The organism is Mesorhizobium qingshengii, from assembly GCF_027563465.1.
Lineage (GTDB): Bacteria > Pseudomonadota > Alphaproteobacteria > Rhizobiales > Rhizobiaceae > Mesorhizobium > Mesorhizobium qingshengii_A.
On record NZ_JAPFQA010000024.1, the window covers coordinates 25,342 to 46,920 of the forward strand.

The window sequence follows — 21,579 nt, forward strand, 5'->3', positions numbered from 1 at the left end:
TCGTTCCATGGGGGCGGCGAAATCCGGCTGCTGCCAGCGGTCAATTGGATATGTGATGTTATTACATTAGTCAACAACCCGCCCGGGCGGAGTTGCGGCTGCCGGGTCAACTTGCTGTGTATGGATGTCATACGCCGTTGGCCCAAGCGGATTTGACCGGGCGGCCTTGCCCGAAGCCGGCGCCAACTCTAAAGAGGCGCCACCGACAACAGGAAGGAACGCCCCATGAGCATTCGTCGCATCGATGTTGGCCCGCGCATGAGCCAGATCGTCATTCACGGAGATACCGTCTATCTGGCCGGTCAGGTTGGTCAGCCGGGTGGGAACGTTGCTTCGCAGACCAGGGACATCCTGTCGGCCGTCGATGAGCTGCTGGCCAAGGCCGGCTCGGACAAGACCAAGATTCTGCAGGCGATCATCTGGCTGGCCGACATGAGCACCTTTGCCGAGATGAACTCGGAATGGGACAAGTGGGTGCCCCAGGGCAACACTCCGGCCCGCGCCACCGGTGAAGCAAAGCTCGCCGGACCGGAATATCTGGTCGAAATCATCATCACGGCGGCGATCTGAGCGCCAGCGCTTTGCCTTCTCCCCTTGTGGGAGAAGGTGGCCGAGCGAAGCTCGGTCGGATGAGGGGTGTTGGGCGGATCGCTACGTTGAAGAATTAAAGGCTTCAAATCCTTGGATTTTCTGGCGCCTCATTCCTTCCAGCACCCCTCATCCGTCTCGGCGCTAAAGCGCCGATCCACCTTCTCCCACAAGGGGAGAAGGTATGGCGCTACCCCTGCGAGGGCCTAAACCGCGCCACCAGCGTGTGGCTCTCGGCCGCGTAGGTAAAGCGGACGTGGGTGACCGGGTGCTCGGCGCTCCATGTCCGGCGCTCGACCACCAGGCAAGGTGCGCCGGCCTCGATGTCGAGCGCCGCCGCGATGTGCCTGTCGGCGGCAACCGCGCGGATGCGGTGCTCGGCTTCGCTCCATGGCACGCGGCCGATCAGCCACGGGCCAGGCGCGATAGCCAGGAATTCCTCGTCGATCGCTTCTGGCACGGCGGCCAGGTTGATCAGCCGCTGCTCATGCGCGAACGGCCGCTTGCCAGCGAAATGCCGGCATTCCAGCGCCAGCACCGATCCGACGGCATCGAGCTCCAGCAGACTGCGATCCTCGGCGCTGCTGCGCCTCTTGTGCCGCGCCACGCGCTCGTAGCGATAGGACAGGCCAAGCGCCTCGACCTCGAGCCGGATGTCCTGGATTTCCAGCACGGCCGCCTGCGACTGTGGCCGGCGGACGAAGCTGCCTGAGCGGCGGCGGCGTTCGATCAGTCCGGCCTTGGCCAACTGCGACAGCGCCTTGTTAACTGTCATGCGCGAGCAATTGTACTCGGTCGTCAATTCGTGTTCGAACGGGATGCGGTGACCGGGCGCCCAGGCGCCGGACAGGATCTTCTCGCTGATATTGGACAGGATGCGCTGGTGCAGCGAGCCGCCACCTTCAGCGTCCGCCGTCTCGATCACGCTCATGCCGAGAGCGCCGTCATCACGTTGCGAAAACGCTCGGCGATGGCCTCGCGCCTTGCATGCTGGCCGCCGCTGACCTGTTTTTTGCCATGCACCCAGACGCAGTCGACCTTGCTGCCATTGGCGAAGATCCATGCATCGAGGATCGCGTCGCCAGTCTTGCCGGCCAATGAGGGGGCATTGGCATCGAGCGAGACGAGATCGGCGGATGCGCCGGCGGAAATTTCGGACGCGCCGGCGCCAAGAGCGGCGCTGCCACCGGCAAGTGCGGCGTCGAACAACGCGCGGCCGGTCGAGCCACCGGCGACCGCCAGCACATTGCGGGCACGATGCGCGAGGCGTTGCGAATATTCGAGCTGGCGCAACTCGTCGGGCAAGCCGATCAGGACGTTGGAATCGGAACCGATGCCAAAGCGGCCGCCATGTTCTGTAAACAGCGGCGCGGCGAAGGTACCGTCGCCGAGATTGGCCTCGGTGATCGGACAAAGGCCGGCGATGGCGCGGCTCTTCGCCATCCCGACCGTTTCCGCATCTGTCATGTGCGTGGCATGGATCAGGCACCAGCGCTGGTCGACCTTGGCATGGCCAAGCAGAAACTCGACCGGACGTGCGCCGGACCAGGCAAGGCAATCCTCGACTTCCTTCACTTGCTCGGCGATATGGATGTGGATTGGCCCATCGGGTGCCATCGCTGCGACTGCGGCGAGTTCCTCAGGTGTCGCGGCACGCAAACTGTGCGGGGCGACGCCGACGACGGCTTGATTCAAAGTGCCAACGCATTCGCGGCTTTTCTCAACAAGCCGGGAGAACCGATTCACATCGTTGATGAATCTCCGCTGGCCCTCATTGGGGGCCGCGCCGCCAAAAGAGGAGTGTGCGTAAAACACCGGCAATAGAGTCAAGCCTATACCGGTTTCGCCGGCCGCAGCCGCGATGCGCTCGGCCATCTCGGCGAGGTTGGCGTAGGGCTTTCCGTCGCGGTCGTGATGCAGATAGTGAAATTCGCCGACTCGTGAAAAACCCGCCTCCAGCATCTCGACATAGAGCTGCGCGGCAACTGCCTCGACCTGATCGGGCGTCATCGACAGCGCGAAACGATACATCACCTCGCGCCAGCTCCAGAAACTGTCGGCGGAGGGGCCGCGAAGCTCGGCCAATCCGGCCATGCCGCGCTGAAAGGCGTGGCTGTGCAGATTGGGCATGCCGGGCAGCAGGATGGAGTGGCGTTCGTCGCCAGCCAACGCAGTGCTTTCAGGCTCGACGTTTGCGATGCATCCCTTGGCGAGGGTGATCCGCACATTGTTGTGCCAGCCATCGGGAAGGAGCGCCTGTTCCGCGAAGATATCAGTCACTTTTCTCTCCGGTTCTCTGTCGTCCATGCGATGATAGCGCTTGCAGTGCGTTTCAATATGTATATACATAATTGCCGCCAATTGAAACGGAAAAGATGATGGTTGCAGAGAGCAAGGGCCGGGCAGGGGGGCTTCGCCTGTGGCGCAATGCGCGCCTTGTCACCATGGCCGAAAGTTCTGCCGGACTTGGCGTTGTCGAACATGGCGCGGTCGCCGCGCGTGACGGCCGCATTGTCTACGCCGGCCCCGAATCGGAGATGCCTGCAACGCTTGCTCAGGACGAGAGGATCGATTGCGAGGGCCGCTGGATCACGCCCGGCCTGATCGATTGCCACACCCATCTTGTCCACGCCGGGAACCGTGCAAACGAGTTCGAGATGCGGCTGGCCGGCGCCACCTATGAAGAAGTCGCAAAAGCGGGCGGCGGCATTGTCTCCTCGGTCAAGTCGCTGCGTGCCGCCAACCAGGATGAGTTGGTCGCGCAGTCGCTGCCTCGCCTCGATGCGCTGATCGCCGAGGGCGCAACCACGGTGGAGGTAAAGTCCGGCTACGGGCTCGATCTCGAAAATGAGCAGAAGTCGCTGCGGGCCGCCCGCCAACTGGGCGACAGGCGGCCGGTGACGATCCGGACAACCTTCCTCGGCGCCCATGCGCTGCCGCCGGAAGCCAGGGGCGACAAGGACGCATTTATAGATCTGGTCGCAAAAGAAATTCTCCCGGCGGTCGCTGCCGAAGGGCTGGCCGATGCCGTCGACGGCTTTTGCGAAGGTATCGCTTTTTCGCCTGAGCAGATGGCGCGTGTCTTCGACGCCGCCAAGACTGCCGGCCTGCCGGTCAAGCTTCATGCCGACCAACTGTCCAACCTGCATGGTGCCGAACTCGCAGCCCGCTACGGCGCTTTGTCGGCCGATCATCTCGAATACACCGACGAGGCCGGTGCGGCGGCGATGGCGAAGGCGGGAACCGTGGCGACGATCCTGCCTGGCGCCTATTACTTTATCCGCGAGACAAAGAAGCCGCCGATCGGCCTGTTCCGGCAGCACGGCGTCAGGATGGCTGTCGCCACCGACAACAATCCCGGCACCTCGCCGCTGACTTCGCTGCTTTTGACCATGAACATGGCGGCGACCTTGTTTGGCCTGACCGTCGATGAATGCCTTGCCGGTGTCACCCGTGAGGCCGCCCGGGCACTGGGCCTGCTTGGCGAAACCGGCACGCTCGAGGCCGGCAAATCCGCCGACCTGGCGATTTGGGACATCGAGCGCCCCGCCGAACTCGTTTACCGCATGGGTTTCAACCCGCTGCATGCCCGTATCTGGAGAGGACAATGACCGAACTGACCCTCAAGCCCGGCAATGCGACGCTGGCCGACTGGCGCGCCATCTATCGCGGCGCCGTGCCGAAGCTGGACGATGCCTGCAGGCCAAAAATCAAGGCGAGCGCCGAGGCTGTCGCGCGGATCGTTGCCAAGGGTGAACCGGTCTATGGCATCAACACCGGCTTCGGCAAGCTGGCCAGCGTCCGCATCCCCGCCGAGGATCTCGAGACCTTGCAGCGCAACATCGTGCTGTCGCACGCCGCTGGCGTCGGCGAGCCGATGCCGGTCGCTGTTTGCAGGCTGATGATGGCGCTGAAGCTCGCCAGCCTGGCGCAGGGCGCGTCCGGTGTGCGGCCGCAAACCATCGAGTTGCTCGAAGCGATGCTGGCCAACGACGTCATCCCGGTGGTGCCGGCGCAAGGTTCGGTCGGCGCGTCGGGTGATCTGGCGCCGCTGTCGCACATGACAGCGGTGATGATCGGCGTCGGCGAATGCTTTACCCCGCACGGCCGTTTCCCCGCCAAGGTCGCCTTTGTCTCGCACGGGCTGGAACCGGTGACGCTGGGCGCCAAGGAAGGGCTGGCGCTGCTCAACGGCACGCAGTTTTCAACGGCCTATGCGCTCGCCGCCTTGTTCGAGGCCGAAGTGCTCTACCAGTCGGCGCTGGTCGCCGGTGCGCTGTCGACCGACGCGGCAAGGGGTTCCGACGCCCCCTTCGATCCGCGCATCCACCTGCTGAGAAAGCACGGCGGCCAGATCGAGACGGCCGGCGCCTTGCGCAATCTGATGGCCGGCAGCGCCATCCGTGAATCGCACCGGGTTGGCGACGAGCGCGTGCAGGATCCTTATTGCTTGCGCTGCCAGCCGCAGGTGATGGGTGCGGCACTCACCGTGCTGCGGCAGGCAGCCGACACGCTCGGCACCGAGGCCAATGGCGTCACCGACAATCCGCTGATCTTCGCCGAGGACGACACGGCACTTTCCGGCGGCAACTTCCACGCCGAGCCGGTGGCCTTTGCCGCCGACATGATCGCGCTCGCCGTCTGCGAGATCGGCTCGTTGTCGGAACGCCGCATCGCCATGCTGGTCGATCCCGCATTGTCCGGCATCCCGGCCTTCCTGACGCCGAAGCCGGGCCTGAACTCCGGCTTCATGATCCCGCAGGTGACAGCGGCTGCTCTCGTCTCGGAGAACAAGCAGAAGGCCTATCCGGCCAGCGTCGATTCCATTCCCACCTCGGCCAACCAGGAAGACCACGTTTCGATGGCCGCGCATGGCGCGCGCCGGCTGATCGGCATGATCGAGAATGCAACGGCGGTGATCGGCATCGAATTGCTGGCCGCCGCGCAAGGCTGCGACTTCCATCAGCCGCTCGCGTCGAGCGCCGCGCTCGAAGCGGTGCGCAAGCTGGTCCGGGCCGAGGTGCCGCATCTCGACAATGACCGGCATTTCCACCCCGATATGGAAAAGGCCATCGCCATGGTGCGCAGCGGCGCGACAGTCAGGGCAGCCGGCGCGATAGCGCTGCCGTCGATTTCGGGAGCGGCGTAATGACCAGAACGCCCTGGCTTACGGTAACGCGCGGCACGGCACCGCTGCTGGTATCGATCCCGCACACCGGCATCGACCTCGCCGGCCTCGAGAATCGGCTGGTGTCGCCCTGGCTCGGCCGCCGCGATTGCGACTGGTGGATCGACAAGCTCTATGATTTCGCCGCAGGCCTCGGAGCGACTGTCGTTCACACCGCGATCTCGCGCACCGTCATCGACGTCAATCGCGACCCGTCCGGCGCCTCGCTCTACCCCGGCCAGACGACGACCGGTCTCTGCCCGACCGAGACTTTCGACGGCGATCCGCTCTACCGCGAGGGCGAGGAGCCGGGGCCGTCGGAGGTCGATGAGCGGCGCGAGAAATTCTTCGTGCCGTATCATGCCGCCATGCAGGCCGAGATCGACAGGCTGCGAACCTTGCACCAGACGATCGTCGTCTACGACTGCCACTCGATCCGCTCTGTGCTGCCGCGCCTGTTCGATGGCACGCTGCCTGTGTTCAATCTCGGCACCAACGACGGCAAGAGCGCTGACCCGGACTTGCAGGCGATGGTCGGTCGGATCATGGCCGAAACCGGTGAGAGCTCTGTTGTCAACGGGCGCTTCAAGGGCGGCTGGATCACGCGCCATTTCGGTCAGCCTCAAGATGGCGTCCATGCATTGCAGATGGAGCTGTCAAACCGTGGCTATATGCGCGAGCCGGAAGGCAAGGGCGCGCCTGACAATTGGCCGGTTCCCTACGATGCCGAGTTCGCGGCGCCGATCCGCGCCACGCTGGAAAAGATTCTGAAGACCGCGATTGCCTGGGCGCAACGCTGATCAGGCAACGCTTTCGGGATGGATGCCATGACCGGACATGCCAGGACATTTCTTCTTGCCGTCGGGCTGTTGTCGGCCGCGGTCGTTTCGGCGGCTGCCGCCGAAGTGGCCATGAAGGGCGCTGACATTCTCGCCACCTTGAAGGGCGCCCGTGTCGAAGGCCCTGACTGGGAGCAGAGCTTCGACGATGGCGGCGCCACGATCTACACGAAAGGCGGCGCCCAGTCGCAAGGTCGCTGGGACGTGCGTGGCGACCAATACTGCTCGCTGTGGCCGCCCTCGGACGTCTGGGCCTGCTACGCCATGACCATCGATACTTCCGACCCTGCCCATGAGCAGGTCACCTGGATCAGCGCCGACGGCCACCGCAACGCCGCGCACCTCATTCGAAAGGGACAATGATGAACAATCCTCGCCACAACATCCGTGAAGTCCGCAGCCCGCGTGGCGCGGAAATCAGCGCCCGCTCCTGGCTGACGGAAGCACCGTTGCGCATGCTGATGAACAATCTCGACCCCGACGTCGCCGAGAACCCCAACGAGCTGGTCGTCTATGGCGGCATCGGCCGGGCGGCACGCACCTGGAACGACTTCGACCGCATCGTCGCCTCCCTGAGGACGCTGGCGGATGACGAGACTCTGCTGGTCCAGTCTGGCAAGCCGGTTGGCGTCTTCCGCACCCATCCCGACGCACCGCGCGTGCTGATCGCCAACTCCAACCTTGTGCCGCACTGGGCGACCTGGGAGAAATTCAACGAGCTCGATAGGAAGGGCCTGATGATGTACGGCCAGATGACGGCCGGCTCGTGGATCTACATCGGCACGCAGGGCATCGTGCAGGGCACCTACGAGACCTTTGTCGAGGCCGGCCGCCAGCACTATGGCGGCAATCTCAAGGGAAAATGGATCCTGACCGGTGGTCTCGGCGGCATGGGCGGCGCTCAGCCGCTGGCCGCCGTCATGGCCGGCGCCTGCTGTCTCGCCATTGAATGCGATCCCGACCGTATCGATTTCCGGCTGCGCACCCGCTATGTCGACGAGCGCGCCGATACGCTCGACGAGGCGATGGAGAAGATCGAGCGCTGGACCAAGGCCGGTGAGGCGAAGTCGGTCGGCCTGGTCGGCAACACCGCCGACATCGTGCCGGAACTGGTGCGGCGTGGCGTTCGCCCCGACATGGTCACCGACCAGACTTCCGCGCATGATCCGCTGAACGGCTATCTGCCAAAGGGCTGGTCGCTGGCTGAATGGCGAGAGAAGCGGACGTCCGACCCGAAAGCGGTTGAAAAAGCCGCCCGCGCGTCGATGCGCGAACATGTCGAGGCAATGGTGGCGTTCTGGAACGCCGGCGTGCCGACGCTCGACTACGGCAACAACATCCGCCAGGTGGCCAAGGAGGAGGGGTTCGAGAACGCCTTCGCGTTCCCCGGTTTCGTGCCGGCCTATATCCGCCCGCTGTTTTGCCGCGGCATCGGCCCATTCCGCTGGGCAGCCCTCTCCGGCGACCCGGAGGATATCTACAAGACCGACGCCAAGGTGCGCGAACTCACCCCCGGCAACACCCATCTGCACAACTGGCTCGACATGGCGCGCGAGCGCATCGCCTTCCAGGGCCTGCCGGCCCGCATCTGCTGGGTTGGTCTTGGTGATCGGCATAGGCTGGGCCTCGCCTTCAACGAGATGGTCGCAAAGGGCGAGCTGAAGGCGCCGGTCGTCATCGGCCGCGATCACCTCGATTCCGGCTCGGTCGCCTCGCCGAACCGCGAGACGGAATCGATGAAGGACGGCTCGGATGCGGTGTCCGACTGGCCGCTGCTCAATGCGCTGCTCAATACGGCATCGGGCGCCACCTGGGTGTCGCTGCACCATGGCGGCGGCGTCGGCATGGGCTTCTCGCAGCACGCCGGCATGGTCATCGTCGCCGACGGCACGCCCGAGGCGGCCAAACGCCTGGAGCGGGTTTTGTGGAACGATCCGGCAACCGGTGTCATGCGCCATGCCGATGCCGGCTACGACATCGCCATCGAATGCGCGAAGGAGCACCAGCTCAATCTGCCGGGCATTTTGGGCTGACGGACGTAAGAGCGGCTATCTGTTCTTTTTCAGATAGTCGCTCAATGACTCGGCTCTCGTCTCGCTCAAAAGAGTGCTCAGCTTCATATCCGAGCGACGGCCTTCCGCAAAATTGTCGCCGTAGGTTTCCCTCAAGCTGCCAATGAGAGTGTTACCATGTTTCTCGCTGATGCGCCCATTCTCATCCCTATGGCGACCATCGAGTCCAGGTTGCTTGACCATTTTCAAAGCCTCAGTTGGGATGACTCTTCAATCCACCGGTAGCCCTAGCACGATTCGGAACATAACGGAAACAAAATCGCAGAAATGGCATCGGAAATGAAAATCCTTCGTGCCGCCGGCTACCGGTCGATGCCGTGGAAGAACGGCGGTGGCGTGACGACGGAAATCGCCGTCTCGCCTGCCGGCGCCGGGCTGGAAGACTTCGACTGGCGCGTCTCGATGGCGCGCGTCGAAGGCAGCGGCCCGTTCTCGCAATTTGCCGGGGTCGATCGCACGCTTGCCGTGCTCGAGGGCGAGGGCATCGTCCTCGACATTGCCGGTCGCCGGCCGTCCCCCGTCACCAGGCTGACCGCCCCGCTTTCCTTTCCGGCCGACATGCCGACCGCGGCCGCGCTGATTGGCGGACCGATCACCGATCTCAATGTCATGACCCGCCGAAGCCGGATGACGCATACGGTAGAGCGCCTGGCGGTTTCGGCGCCGGTGGAAATCAAGACCAGGGCGAGGATGACCCTCATCCTGTGCCTGAATGGGGAAATCACGGTACCCGGCACCGAACCGGTTCGCCTCGGGCCGCTGGACACGCTGTTGCCTGGCTCGGACACCGCCAGCCTGCTCATCCAACCCGTCCATGACTCGACGCTGTTCGTGATCCGGATCGACAGCATCTCCGGCAACGATTAACGCTTGTTTCCAAACATGATCGCGACGCCGGCGAAATATAGCGTAAGCTGCTGGCGGCATCACGAAAAAGCCTGAATCCTCTTCGTCGATCGATCTTGACGGGAAGAGGGGCGCACGTCTTTGAATTTTTGCTGAGAGATGACGCCCTGTCGTGGTGCGGAAACAAACTTTCGGCAAGTGGGTTTATGCAACCAATTGCATTTGAATCGGTTTTAGGGCCATTGCCGTGGCGGTGACGCCGCTCAGTGTCCGCATACGGAATTTTCAATGAATATTCAGACGAACCCTGCACAAATCGAGAAGACGAGCGCGAGCTTCCCGGCCATCACTGAAGAGCCGATCCGATCCAATTTCCTGCCCGAAGAGCGTCTTCGTGTCCTTGGCGAAAGCCTGGCAAAGGGCGACCTCACCGATTTGTTCGGCCTGGCGCCCTTCGATTTTCAGGCGCGTATCCGCGACAGCGCCAAGAGGATCCTGGAAGTCTACCGGTCGACCAATGCCGCGCAGGCGAGGGGTGAGACGATCACGCCGGCGGCTCAGTGGCTGCTCGACAACAACTATCTGGTCGAAGAAACCATTTTCCAGGTCAAGCGCGACCTGCCGCGCCGCTTCTACCGCCAGCTGCCAACCCTGAAGATGCCGGATGGCGGCAGCGTGCCGCGCGCGCTGGCGCTGGCCTGGACCTATGTGGCGCATTCGGACAGTTCCGTCTCGGCGACGATGTTCAAGTCGATCGTCCAGGGCTTTCAGTCGGTCGAGCCGCTGAAGATCGGCGAACTCTGGGCGCTGCCGTCATTGTTGCGCTTCGTCCTGATCGAAAATCTCCGCCGGCTGGCGGTCAGGGTCAATCGCACCCGCCAGATGCGCCAGATCGCCAACGACGTGGCAGACAGGGTTCTGGCGACCGACGACACCCCCAACCGGCAGGCGATCCTGTCCAACTTCAGCGCCCACGCGCAGGACACCACGTTCGCCACCCAGCTGCTCTATCGCTTGCGCGATGGATCGCAGAACGCCGGCAAGGCCCTGGAGTGGCTGGAAGGCGAGCTCGAAAAAACCGGCTCCGACGCCGAGGAAATCATCATTTCCGAACATCACACGCTGTCCAGCGGCAATGTGACGACCGGAAATATCATCCGCGGCCTGCGCCTCATCAACGACGTCGACTGGACGGTGTGGTTCGAAGGCGTCAGCCGCATCGATACCGTGCTGCGAGAGCGCACCGATTTCGCCGCGCTCGACTTCTTCTCGCGTGACCAGTACCGGACCGCGATCGAGGAACTGGCGCGCCGCTCGAACCTTTCGGAATATCGCGTCGCCGAGAAGGCCATCGAACTGGCCGGTCACGCCGCCAGCGGGACCATCCCTGGTGATGGTGGAGGCGATGCCGCTCCGGCTGCATCCGCCCACACCGATGTTGGGTTCTTTCTCGTCGGCCCGCGCCGGCTGGAACTGGAAAAGGCGATCGGCTACCGGCCGACGGTCAGCCAGACAACCAAACGCGCGTTCCGCAAGACCGGATGGCTGGGCATCGTCGTACCGGTGTTCGCGCTGACGGCCCTGCTTCTCGTCCTCTCCGGCAACGCACTGGCCAATCTGGGTCTGTCGGTGCCGTCGATCGTCTTGATGCTGGCGCTGTTTGCAGTGCCGGCCAGCGAGGGCGCGCTCGCCTTCTTCAACACCGTCGTATCGCTGTTCCTGAAACCGACGCGCCTCGTCGGCTACGACTACAAGCACGGTGTACCGCACGAGGCGCGCACCCTGGTGGTGGTGCCGTCGCTGATCGGCTCGCGCGACGACGTCGAGGAAAACATCCGCAACATCGAGGTGCATCACCTCGCCAACACGGCGGACGAAATCTACTTCGCGCTGCTGTCGGACTGGCCCGACAGCAAGACCGAGATCGATGCGGCGGACACCGAAATACTCGAATTCGCCCGCGCCGAGATCGCCCGCCTGAATGCCCGCTATCCCTCGCAAGGCGCACCGCGCTTCTACATCCTGCACCGGCGCCGGCTCTTCAACGCCGCCCAGGGCGCCTGGATGGGCTGGGAGCGCAAGCGCGGCAAGCTGCACGAGCTCGACCTTCTGCTGCGCGGCGACAGCGACACCACGTTCCTGCCGCTCGACGTGCCGCTGCCGGAAAACGTGGTCCACGTGATGACGCTCGATGCCGACACGCGCACCACCCGCGACGCCGTCGCGACCCTCGTCGGCAAGCTCTGCCATCCGCTCAACCGTCCGCATTTCGACGCGACCAAGCGGGTGGTGACGGCCGGCTACACCATCCTGCAGCCGCGCATCACCGCCTCGCTGACCAGCGGCGACGACGCGTCGTTTTTCCAGCGGGTCTTCTCGGCCAATCGCGGCCTCGACCCCTATGTGTTTGCCGTGTCCGATCTCTATCAGGACGTCTTCGGCGACGGCTCCTTCACCGGCAAGGGCCTTTACCATGTCGACGCCTTCGAGGCGGCGCTGCAGGGCCGCATCGAGGAAAACACCATCCTCAGCCACGATCTGCTCGAAGGTGCGCTGGCGCGCTCGGCGCTGGTCACCGACGTCGAGTTGGTCGAGGACTACCCGACACGCTATTCGGTCGACGCCTCGCGTCACCATCGCTGGGCGCGCGGCGACTGGCAGCTTCTTGGCTTCATCCTCGATCCGCGCTCCGGCGTGCCGGCCTTGTCGCGCTGGAAGATGATCGACAATCTGCGCCGCTCGCTGACGCCGATCTTCTGGGTGATGGCGGCGATCGCCGGCTGGACGCTGCTGCCCTTCACGCAGGCCGCTCAATGGCAGGCCCTGCTGATCCTCAGCCTGTTCATGGCGCCGACATTCGACGTCGTCAACGCCATCCTGCCCAAGAGCGGCGACCAGACGCCGCGCGGTCATTTCTCGGCGCTGGCGCGTGACGTCGCCTTCGGCACCGCCATGGTGGCGCTCAAGATCGTGCTGATGGCGCATCTCGCCTGGATGATGGGCGACGCCATCGTGCGCACGCTCTACCGGCTGTTCGTCAGCCGCCAGAACCTGCTCGAATGGCGCACCGCCTCGCAGGCGCACAAGAGCGGCGACAATGATCTCGGCTCCTATTACGGCATGATGTATGGCGCCGTGATCATTGGCTTCGTCGGTCTCGCCATTCCGGTGCTGGCCGATTCCACCGGCGCCTTCGTCGCTTTCTTTTTCGCCCTGTTCTGGATCGCTTCGCCGGCCATCGCCGCCTGGATCAGCCGTTCGGCCGAAACCGAGGACCGGCTGCGCATCTCGGCCGCCGACATCCATGCGCTGCGCACGGTGGCGCGGCGCACGTGGCACTATTTCGAAAGCTTCGTGACCGCCGAGCATCACAATCTGCCGCCGGACAACTTCCAGGAAAGCCCGGCGCCGGTCGTGGCGCCACGCACCTCGCCAACCAATATCGGCGTCTATCTGCTGTCCGTCGTCTCGGCGCGCGACTTCGGCTGGATCAGCCTGTCCGATGCCATTACCCGCATCGATGCCACCATGACCACCATCGAGGGCATGCCGCGCGACCGTGGCCACCTCTTCAACTGGTATGACACGACAACGCTGAAGCCGCTTTATCCGCTCTATATTTCCGCCGTCGACAGCGGCAATCTTGCCGGCCATCTGGTGGCGGTGGCGGCAGCCTGTGCCGAGTGGGCGGAAGCGCCCTCCGTCCACCTCCAGGGCGATTTCGAAGGCATTCTCGACACGGTCACCATCCTCAGCGAAAGCCTCGACGATCTGCCTGACGACCGCCGCCAGCTGCGCCCGTTGCGTCAGCGCCTGGCGGACCGTCTCGATGGCATGCGGCGCGCGGTCGACACCATCAAGGCGCAGCCGGAAATGGCCTCGATCCGCACCATCAATCTGGCCGTGCTGGCCGGCGAGATCCGCAAACTCGCCGCTGCCATCCACACCGAGGCCGCATCGGCCCAGAGCGACATCATCGTTGATTGGGCGGCAAGGCTGGAAGCCAGTTGTGAGGCGCATGTCCATGACGCGCACAGCGACGACAACGCCGTCGAGGCCCTGCGCGCCAAGCTCCTGACCTTGCGCGAGCGCACGCGCCGCTTTGCCTTCGAAATGGATTTCTCCTTCCTGATGCGGCCTGAACGCAAGCTGCTGTCGATCGGCTACCGCGTCGAGGAGCACCAGCTCGATGAAAGCTGTTACGATCTTCTCGCCTCCGAGGCGCGGCTGACCAGCCTGTTCGCCATCGCCAAGGGCGACCTGCCGACCGAGCACTGGTTCCGTCTTGGCCGGCCGATCGTCGAGATCGGCTTCCAGGGCGCGCTGATGTCGTGGTCCGGCTCGATGTTCGAGTATCTGATGCCGCCGCTGGTGATGAAGGAGCCGCAAGGCAGCATTCTCAACCAGACCAGCAAGCTGATCATCAAGCGTCAGATCCAGTACGGCCGCCAGAAGAACGTGCCATGGGGCATTTCGGAAGCGGCCTACAACGCCCGCGACCGCGAACTGACCTACCAGTACACCAATTTCGGCGTGCCTGGCCTCGGGCTGAAGCGGGGTCTCGGCCAGAACACGGTGATCGCGCCTTACGCGACCGTGCTGGCGGCGCAGTTCAACCCGCGTGAAGCCGTGCAGAACCTCGCCCGGTTGCGGGAGGTCGGCGCGCTTGGCCGCCACGGCTACTATGACGCCGTCGACTTCACGCCGCAGCGCGTGCCGGAAGGCACCGATCATGTCGTCGTGCAGAACTACATGGCCCACCATTCGGGCATGTCGATCGTTGCGGTTGCCGATGCCATCTTCGAAGGCCGAATGCGCGACCGGTTCCACAGCGATCCAGTCATCGAATCCGCCGAACTGCTGCTGCAGGAGCGGGCGCCGCGCGACATTCCGACCGCGACCGTCAGGACCGAGGCCGACGAACGCGCCAAGGACGAGACCGAGATCGAGAGCCCCGACACCCGCATCGTGCTCGATCCGTTGCGGGCGCTGCGTTCGACCAGTGTGATGTCCAACGGCCGCTATTCGGTGATGGTCACCGCGACCGGGTCCGGCTACAGCCGCTGGGGCGATCTCTCCGTCACCCGCTGGCAGCCGGACCCTACCGAGGACCGGCTCGGCTCCTACATCTTCCTGCGCGATGCCGACACCGGCGATTGGTGGTCGGCGACCGCGGAACCGAAGCGCGCGGCCGAGGAAAAGGCGCAGACCTTGTTCTCCGACGACAAGGCGAGCTTCGTCAAATCGGTGGGCACCTTGCGCTCCGAGGTCGAATGCATCGTCATTTCGGAAGGAAATGGCGAAGGCCGTCGGGTCACCCTCTACAATGACGGCCCATCCGACCGTCACATCGAAGTAACCTCCTTTGCCGAACTGGTGCTCGGGTTGGAGGCATCGGACAACGCGCATCCGGCCTTCTCGAAGATGTTCGTCGAGACCGAGATCGCATCGAACAACGGTGCGATCTTCGCCACGCGGCGCAAGCGCGAAACCAGCGAGCCCGATGTCGCCATGGTGCATTTCGTCACCGATCCGTCGGGATCGGCGCGTGATGCCGAGGCCGAGACCGACAGGCGTGCCTTCATCGGCCGTGGCCGCACCATCGTCGACGCGGCCGCTTTCGATCCGGGCGCCAGGCTTGGGGGCCATTCGGGCTTCACGCTCGATCCCGTCGCCTCGCTGCGCCGCCAGGTGCGCGTGCCCGCCAACAAGAAGATATCCTTGACTTTCTGGACCGTCGTCGGCGCCAGCCGCACTGAACTGGAGGAGGCCGTCGCACGGCTCGACCACCCGGAGAGTTTCGCTCGCCAGGCCATGCTCGCCTGGACCCGCAGCCAGGTGCAGACCCGCCATATGGGCCTCAGCCTGACCGATGCCGCAAACGTGCAGAAGCTGGCACGCTACCTGATCTACCCGGATCCGTTCCTGCGTCTCCCCGCGGAGTCCATCGCCTCGGGGCTGGGCAAGCAGTCGAGCCTGTGGCCGACCAGCATTTCAGGCGATTTCCCGATCTTCCTGGTCAGGATCGGCGACGTCGCCGACCTGGAGATCGTCGCCCAGGCGCTGCGTTTCCAGGAGTACATGCGCACCCGCGGCATGATGATCGATTTCGTCGTCGTCAACGAGCAGGCGTCCTCCTACGTCCAGGACCTGCAGCGTGCGGTCGAGACGCTGTGCGAAAACAGCCGCTTGCGCGGCAAGGAACTCGGGCCTCGCCAGCACATTTTCGCGGTCCGCCGCGACCTGATGGACGAGACAACCTACAAGACGCTGCTCGCCGTCGCCCGCGTGGTGCTGCACACGCGCAACGGCACCATCTTCGATCAGATCGAGCGGGCAGAAGCGGCTGCCCTGCAGGCGCGCGAACCCCTGCAGCCAGCAGGATCGCCGGTCCCGCGCGAACTGCCGCCGCTTACGCCGATGGTGACTGCCTTTGCCTCGCAGGCGGTGACGGATGCCAATGCCGACGGAAGCGGGCTCAGCCAGTGGAACGGCTTTGGCGGTTTCGACGGCGACGGGCGGCACTATGTCGTGCGCCTCGCCGGCCGGCGCACCACACCGCAGCCGTGGATCAACGTTGTCTCCAACGCTTCGTTCGGCTTCCATATCTCGGCCGAGGGTGCTGCCTTTACCTGGAGCCGCAACAGCCGCGATTACCAGCTGACACCGTGGTCGAACGACCCGGTCTCGAACCGACCGGGTGAGGGCCTCTACATCTACGATCAGGCCAGCGGCAAGGCGTTCTCGCCGCTCGCCGCCGTGGTGCGCGATCCCTCGATGACCTACGAGGCCTGGCACGGCCAGGGTTTCTCGACCTTCCGCTCCAGGCGTGGGCCGTTGTCGATGGATCTTACCCATGTCGTCGACCCGGTCGATCCGGTGAAGGTTTCGCGGTTGCGCATCCAGAATTCCGGTTCGGTGCCGGCGCGGCTGCGTGTCTATGCCTACGCCGAATGGGTGCTCGGCGGGCATCGGTCGCGCACGGCGGCAACCATCGTCCCGTCCCGCGACGCTGCCACCGGTGCGTTGCTGGCGCAAAACCCCTACGGGCTCGATTTCAGCGAGCGGGTGGCCTTCCTGGCCGCCGACGGCGGCGTGCACTCGGTGACGACCGACCGCTCGGAGTTCCTCGGCCGGCATGGCACCAGCGAGCTTCCGCACGCGGTGCTGAGTGGCGCGGCACTTTCGGGCCGTGTCGAGGCTGGAGACGATCCTTGCGCGGCGATCGCCCGTGACATCGAGATTCCGGCCGGCGGCGACGTGACGCTGCTCTGGCTGCTTGGCGATGCCGAGTCCGTCGAGGAGGCCAGCGCCCTGGTGCAAAAGCACCGGGGCAAGGATTTCGACAAGCGGCTGGCCGACAACGAGCGCGAGTGGCGCGGCTTTCTCGACACCATCCAGGTCGAGACGCCGGACAAGGCGCTCGACGCCATGGTCAACCACTGGCTGCCCTATCAGAGCCTGGCCTGTCGCATCCGCGCCCGCTCCGCCTTCTATCAGGCAAGTGGCGCCTTCGGCTTCCGTGACCAGCTGCAGGACACGCTGGCGTTGCTGGCGCATGATCCGCAACTGGCGCGTGACCAGATCCTCAACGCCGCGCGGCGGCAATTCCCCGAAGGCGACGTGCAGCACTGGTGGCTGCCGCGCACTGGGGCCGGCGTGCGCACCATGATCTCCGACGACGTGGTCTGGCTGGCCCATGCCACGGCGCGCTATCTGCTGGTGACCGGCGACGCCGCCATCCTCAAGGAGCAGCTGCCCTTCATCGACGGGCAGGCATTGGGCGAGGGCGAGCACGATGCATTCTTCACTCCGGAAGTTTCGAAGAAGACGGCCTCGCTCTACGATCATTGCGCGCGAGCGCTCGATCTCGCCATCAAGCGCAGCAGCCCCGCCGGGCTGCCGCTGATCCTTGGCGGCGACTGGAACGACGGCATGAACCGCGTCGGCGAGCAGGGCAAGGGCGAAAGCGTCTGGCTGGGCTGGTTCCTGCTGAAGACGCTGGGCGACTTCGCAGCCGTTGCCAAGACCGAGGGTGATGCCAAGCATGCGCAAGCCTGGGCAAAGCATGCCGATGCGCTGAAGCGGGCGCTCGAGAGTACGGCATGGGACGGCGAATGGTACCGGCGTGGCAGCTTCGATGACGGCACGCCGCTCGGGTCGCGATCCCAGCAGGAGTGCAAGATCGACTCGATTGCCCAATCCTGGAGCGTGCTTTCGGGAGAGGGCGATCCGGCGCGGTCGACGACGGCGATGGAGCAGGCGACGAAGCTGCTCGTCGACGACAAGCTCAAGATCGTCAAGCTGTTCACGCCGCCCTTCTCGAAGACGGACAAGGACCCGGGCTACATCAAGAGCTATCCACCCGGCGTTCGCGAGAATGGCGGCCAGTACACCCACGCCGCCACATGGTTCGTCATCGCGCTCGCCGAGATGGGGCTCACCGATGAGGCCTATCGCTGTTTCTCGATGCTGAATCCGGTCAACCATGCGACCGACGAGGCCTCGGCCGATCACTATCGCGTCGAGCCCTATGTGGTTGCGGCCGATATCTATGCCGGCGGCGACAAGGGCGGCCGTGGCGGCTGGACCTGGTACACCGGCTCCGCCGGCTGGCTCTACAGGGCGGCGGTCGAAGGCATCCTGGGCATCGAACGGCGTGGCAAGCGTGTCCAGTTCAAGCCGAAGCTCCCCAGCCACTGGGACGGGTATTCGGCGACCCTCAAGATGCTGGGGGCGGAACTCAGGGTTCGCGTCATCCGCGACAATAAGACCAAGACGGTTTCATTGGAGCTGAATGGGGCAAAGACCAAGGTTTCGACGGTTGAGCTGAAAAGTGGCGACGTTGCTGACGTCGTCATCAGAATCCCGGCCTGACGCATGTCGCCTGGTGGCTCGCCCTCGGGTTGACCCCCGGGGGGCGAGCGGTCTTCGGGACGGCGACACGATGGAACAAGCACCAGGCCGGTTGGCGCCGCGATCGAGAACGCGACCCGGATTAGGACCGATAATTATTTATAATCAATGCTTTGATGCGCTCCGCCTGGGCGTTCCCCCCGCGGTGGATCCTGGCCTCCCGGCGATCCTTGGGAGCCGCCAGGGCGCGTTACTTTACCCGTACTGTTCAGAACGCGATTTCAGCCCCTGGTCATCCGCCCGACATCCTTCGTGATTAAAATTTCGGCAGCACGAGCCGTCTGCCATGATTCCGCCGCATGCCTGACATTTTACCTTACTTCTCAAACCGTTAGATGATCACGGCAGATTTCGGAACGTCGCCATCTTTTGTTCGCTCTAAGGGAACTGAAGAGGTACACGGCCATTGTTTTGCGACGTATCAAGCGGTACGGGTTGAATGATGCAGTGCACAATAAACAGCGTGGCGGAGTAACTGGGGTGACCCTTCTGCAAATCTACTGGAGAGCGCTCGGTTATCTGGCCGAAGACAGGAAACGCGTCGCGTTGATCTGTTCGGCCAACGTCGCTCTCGCCATCATCGCCATTCTCGAGCCGATCATGTTCGGCCGGGTGATCGATGCGATTTCCGAGCGCGGTTCCGTGTTTACCACGCTTGCCCTGTGGGCGGGCCTGGGCGCCTTCAACATCGTCGCCTTCGTTCTGGTTGCGCGCGGCGCCGACCGCTTCGCCCACAAGCGGCGCAGCGAGGTGCTTTGCCAGTCTTTCGAGCGCGTGATCACCATGCCGCTCGCCTGGCACCATCAGCGCGGCACATCCAACGCCTTGCACACGCTGTTGCGCGCGGTCGAGACGCTGTTCAGCCTGTGGCTCGAATTCATGCGTCAGCATCTGTCCACTGCCGTTGCCCTTGTCCTGTTGGTGCCGACGGCTATCAGCATGGATCTGCGCATGTCGCTGGTCCTGCTGGCGCTCGGCGTGCTCTATGTCGGCATCGGCCGGCTGGTGATGAAGCGCACCAAGGAAGGTCAGGCCGCCGTGGAGCGCCACTATCACCAGGTGTTCGCGCATGTCACGGATTCGGTCAGCAACGTCGCCGTGCTGCAGAGCTACAACCGCCTCGGCCATGAGGCTGATACGCTGCGCCGCTACGTCAAGAACCTGCTCGACGCCCAGAACCCGGTGCTCGACTGGTGGGCGATGGCCAATGCGCTGCACCGCCTGTCGTCGACCATTTCAATGATGGTGGTGCTTTTGATCGGTGCCTATCTGGTCACCCATGGCCAGCTGCGCATCGGCGACGTCATCGCCTTCACCGGCTTTGCCACGCTGCTGATCGCCCGGCTCGACCAGATGTCGGCCTTCGCCAACCAGATTTCCGAGGCCCGCGCCAAGCTCGAGGACTTCTACCATCTCGAGGATTCCGCCGCTGACGCCGCCGAGCCGGATGGCTTGCGCGATCTGGCCAACGTCACCGGCCATGTCCGCTTCGAGAATGTCGGTTTCGAATTCGCCAATTCGGGACAAGGCATCGACGACGTGTCGTTCGAGGTTCAGGCCGGTCAGACGGTCGCCATCGTTGGCCCGACAGGCGCCGGCAAGACCACGCTCATCAACCTTTTGCAGCGCGTCTTCTCGCCGTCCCATGGGCGTATCCTGATCGACGGCATCGACACCCGCACCGTGACCCGCAAGTCGCTGCGTCATTCGATCGCCACCGTGTTCCAGGATGCCGGCCTCCTCAACCGCTCGATCGAGGACAACATCCGCGTCGGCCGCGCCGATGCTACCAATGACGAAATCCATGCCGCCGCCAACGCGGCTGCCGCGCAGGACTTCATCCTGGCCAAGAGCAGCGGCTACGATACGCTGGTTGGCGAACGCGGCGGCCAGCTGTCGGGTGGCGAGCGCCAGCGCATCGCCATTGCCCGCGCCGTACTGAAGGACGCACCGATCCTGGTGCTCGACGAGGCGACCAGCGCTCTCGACGTCGAGACCGAGGACCGCGTCAAGGAAGCGATCGACGAATTGCGGCGCGACCGCACCACCTTCATCATCGCCCACCGCCTGACCACCGTTCGCGACGCCGATCTGGTTGTGTTCATGGACAAGGGCAGGGTGGTCGAGATGGGCGGCTTCGCGGAACTGTCGATGCGCAATGGCCGCTTTGCCAGCCTGCTGCGTGCCGGTGGCCTGCTCAACGACGAGGAGGTTCGCCGCCTCAGCCGCACCGTGCAGCAGCAGCAGGAAGCCGCCGCCTGATCGGGTAGCGCTGCCTCCGCCTTCTCCCACAGAGGGAGAAGGCAAGACCCGCCTGCGACACCACCGCTCGATTGCCCCAAACGCGACGGCGGTCTATGTAGAGCCGCATGAGCGACATGACTTCACGCCCGACCGGCTGGATGGATATTGCCAACCCGACGCGCTTTGTCGGGCTGGCCGACAAGGTCGTGCCATGGCTGGCGACGATCGCCGCGCTCATCCTCGCCATCGGGCTCTATATGAGCTTCGCCGCGCCCGAGGATTTCCAGCAGGGCATCACCGTCCGCATCATGTACCTTCACGTGCCTTTCGCCTGGCTCGCCATGATGTGCTACACGCTGATGGCGGTCTCCGCGCTTGGCACGCTGGTCTGGCGGCATCCGCTGGCCGATGTCGCGCTGAAATCCGCGGCCCCCATCGGGGCTGTCTTCACCGCGCTGGCGCTGGTCACCGGTTCGATCTGGGGCAAGCCGATGTGGGGCACCTGGTGGGTCTGGGATGCGCGGCTGACTTCGGTCTTCGTGCTGTTCCTGATGTATCTCGGCATCATCGCGCTGACCCGTGCGCTCGACGATGCCGGACGCGCCGCCTGGGCCGCCGCCATCATCACGCTGGTCGGCTTCATCAACATCCCGATCATCAAATTCTCGGTCGACTGGTGGAACACGCTGCACCAGCCGGCCTCGGTGTTCCGGCTCGGCGGGCCGACCATTGATCCCAGCCTGCTGTGGCCGCTGCTGGTCATGGCTGTCGGCTTCACGGTGCTGTTCTTCGCACTGCACCTGATGGCGATGCGCACCGAAATCCGCCGCCGCCGGGTGATCGCAATGCGTCGCGTCGCCGCCAGGCAGGCCGAGCGGATCTAAGGCGCGATTGCGACGGTGCACCG

The 21,579-nt window shown here is 64.3% G+C and carries 12 protein-coding genes; 10 read left to right on the plus strand and 2 right to left on the minus strand.

The annotated features are described in order from the left end of the window. Nucleotides 1-225 precede the first annotated feature (225 nt). A complete protein-coding gene (locus tag OOJ09_RS29320) occupies nucleotides 226-570 on the plus strand; it encodes a RidA family protein (protein WP_091577489.1) in 345 nt (114 codons plus the stop codon). A 208-nt stretch (nucleotides 571-778) separates the two neighbouring features. Here the strand turns inward: OOJ09_RS29320 and hutC are convergent, their stop codons facing one another. Continuing rightward, nucleotides 779-1,519 (minus strand): histidine utilization repressor, encoded by a 741-nt coding sequence (hutC, locus tag OOJ09_RS29325; protein WP_269908552.1) that lies wholly within the window; start codon nucleotides 1,517-1,519, stop codon nucleotides 779-781. After that, nucleotides 1,516-2,868 (minus strand): formimidoylglutamate deiminase, encoded by a 1,353-nt coding sequence (locus tag OOJ09_RS29330; RefSeq protein ID WP_269908553.1) that lies wholly within the window; start codon nucleotides 2,866-2,868, stop codon nucleotides 1,516-1,518. The genes hutC and OOJ09_RS29330 overlap by 4 nt, the downstream gene beginning before the upstream one ends. Before the next feature lie 98 nt (nucleotides 2,869-2,966). Between OOJ09_RS29330 and hutI the strand changes: the two genes are divergently transcribed. From hutI to OOJ09_RS29375, 9 genes are all read left to right on the plus strand, one after another. Continuing rightward, nucleotides 2,967-4,199 carry an imidazolonepropionase gene (hutI, locus tag OOJ09_RS29335; RefSeq protein WP_269908554.1) on the plus strand — a complete coding sequence of 411 codons (1,233 nt, stop codon included), beginning with the start codon at nucleotides 2,967-2,969 and terminating at the stop codon, nucleotides 4,197-4,199. Further along, nucleotides 4,196-5,737, plus strand: a complete 1,542-nt coding sequence (gene hutH / locus OOJ09_RS29340; RefSeq protein ID WP_269908555.1) for a histidine ammonia-lyase — start codon at nucleotides 4,196-4,198, stop codon at nucleotides 5,735-5,737. Before hutI ends, hutH begins: the two co-directional genes overlap by 4 nt. Continuing rightward, entirely contained in the window at nucleotides 5,737-6,555 is an 819-nt protein-coding gene (hutG, locus tag OOJ09_RS29345) for an N-formylglutamate deformylase (protein ID WP_269908556.1), read from the plus strand. The genes hutH and hutG overlap by 1 nt, the downstream gene beginning before the upstream one ends. A 27-nt stretch (nucleotides 6,556-6,582) precedes the next feature. Then, entirely contained in the window at nucleotides 6,583-6,957 is a 375-nt protein-coding gene (locus tag OOJ09_RS29350; RefSeq protein ID WP_269908557.1) for a hypothetical protein, read from the plus strand. Beyond that, nucleotides 6,957-8,627, plus strand: a complete 1,671-nt coding sequence (gene hutU / locus OOJ09_RS29355; RefSeq protein ID WP_269908570.1) for a urocanate hydratase — start codon at nucleotides 6,957-6,959, stop codon at nucleotides 8,625-8,627. The genes OOJ09_RS29350 and hutU overlap by 1 nt, the downstream gene beginning before the upstream one ends. A gap of 318 nt (nucleotides 8,628-8,945) precedes the next feature. Further along, nucleotides 8,946-9,533 carry a HutD family protein gene (locus OOJ09_RS29360; RefSeq protein WP_269908558.1) on the plus strand — a complete coding sequence of 196 codons (588 nt, stop codon included), beginning with the start codon at nucleotides 8,946-8,948 and terminating at the stop codon, nucleotides 9,531-9,533. A gap of 267 nt (nucleotides 9,534-9,800) precedes the next feature. Next, the gene (locus OOJ09_RS29365; RefSeq protein WP_269908559.1) at nucleotides 9,801-18,389 is read left to right on the plus strand and encodes a GH36-type glycosyl hydrolase domain-containing protein; all 8,589 of its coding nucleotides are present in this window, start codon (nucleotides 9,801-9,803) and stop codon (nucleotides 18,387-18,389) included. Between the two features lie 519 nt (nucleotides 18,390-18,908). Next, a complete protein-coding gene (locus OOJ09_RS29370; RefSeq protein ID WP_269908560.1) occupies nucleotides 18,909-20,690 on the plus strand; it encodes a glucan ABC transporter ATP-binding protein/ permease in 1,782 nt (593 codons plus the stop codon). Between the two features lie 107 nt (nucleotides 20,691-20,797). Further along, nucleotides 20,798-21,556: a heme ABC transporter permease gene (locus OOJ09_RS29375; protein ID WP_269908561.1), complete on the plus strand. Its 759-nt coding sequence runs from the start codon at nucleotides 20,798-20,800 to the stop codon at nucleotides 21,554-21,556. Nucleotides 21,557-21,579 lie beyond the last annotated feature (23 nt).

What these genes read in the sequence shown, in the direction of transcription:
- OOJ09_RS29320 (WP_091577489.1), top strand. Translation starts at nt 226, where the DNA reads ATGAGCATTCGTCGCATCGATGTTGGCCCGCGCATGAGCCAGATCGTC.
- hutU (WP_269908570.1), top strand. Translation starts at nt 6,957, where the DNA reads ATGAACAATCCTCGCCACAACATCCGTGAAGTCCGCAGCCCGCGTGGC.
- OOJ09_RS29360 (WP_269908558.1), top strand. Translation starts at nt 8,946, where the DNA reads ATGAAAATCCTTCGTGCCGCCGGCTACCGGTCGATGCCGTGGAAGAAC.
- OOJ09_RS29375 (WP_269908561.1), top strand. Translation starts at nt 20,798, where the DNA reads ATGAGCGACATGACTTCACGCCCGACCGGCTGGATGGATATTGCCAAC.
- hutG (WP_269908556.1), top strand. Translation starts at nt 5,737, where the DNA reads ATGACCAGAACGCCCTGGCTTACGGTAACGCGCGGCACGGCACCGCTG.
- OOJ09_RS29350 (WP_269908557.1), top strand. Translation starts at nt 6,583, where the DNA reads ATGACCGGACATGCCAGGACATTTCTTCTTGCCGTCGGGCTGTTGTCG.
- hutH (WP_269908555.1), top strand. Translation starts at nt 4,196, where the DNA reads ATGACCGAACTGACCCTCAAGCCCGGCAATGCGACGCTGGCCGACTGG.
- hutI (WP_269908554.1), top strand. Translation starts at nt 2,967, where the DNA reads ATGGTTGCAGAGAGCAAGGGCCGGGCAGGGGGGCTTCGCCTGTGGCGC.
- hutC (WP_269908552.1), bottom strand. Translation starts at nt 1,519, where the DNA reads ATGAGCGTGATCGAGACGGCGGACGCTGAAGGTGGCGGCTCGCTGCAC.
- OOJ09_RS29365 (WP_269908559.1), top strand. Translation starts at nt 9,801, where the DNA reads ATGAATATTCAGACGAACCCTGCACAAATCGAGAAGACGAGCGCGAGC.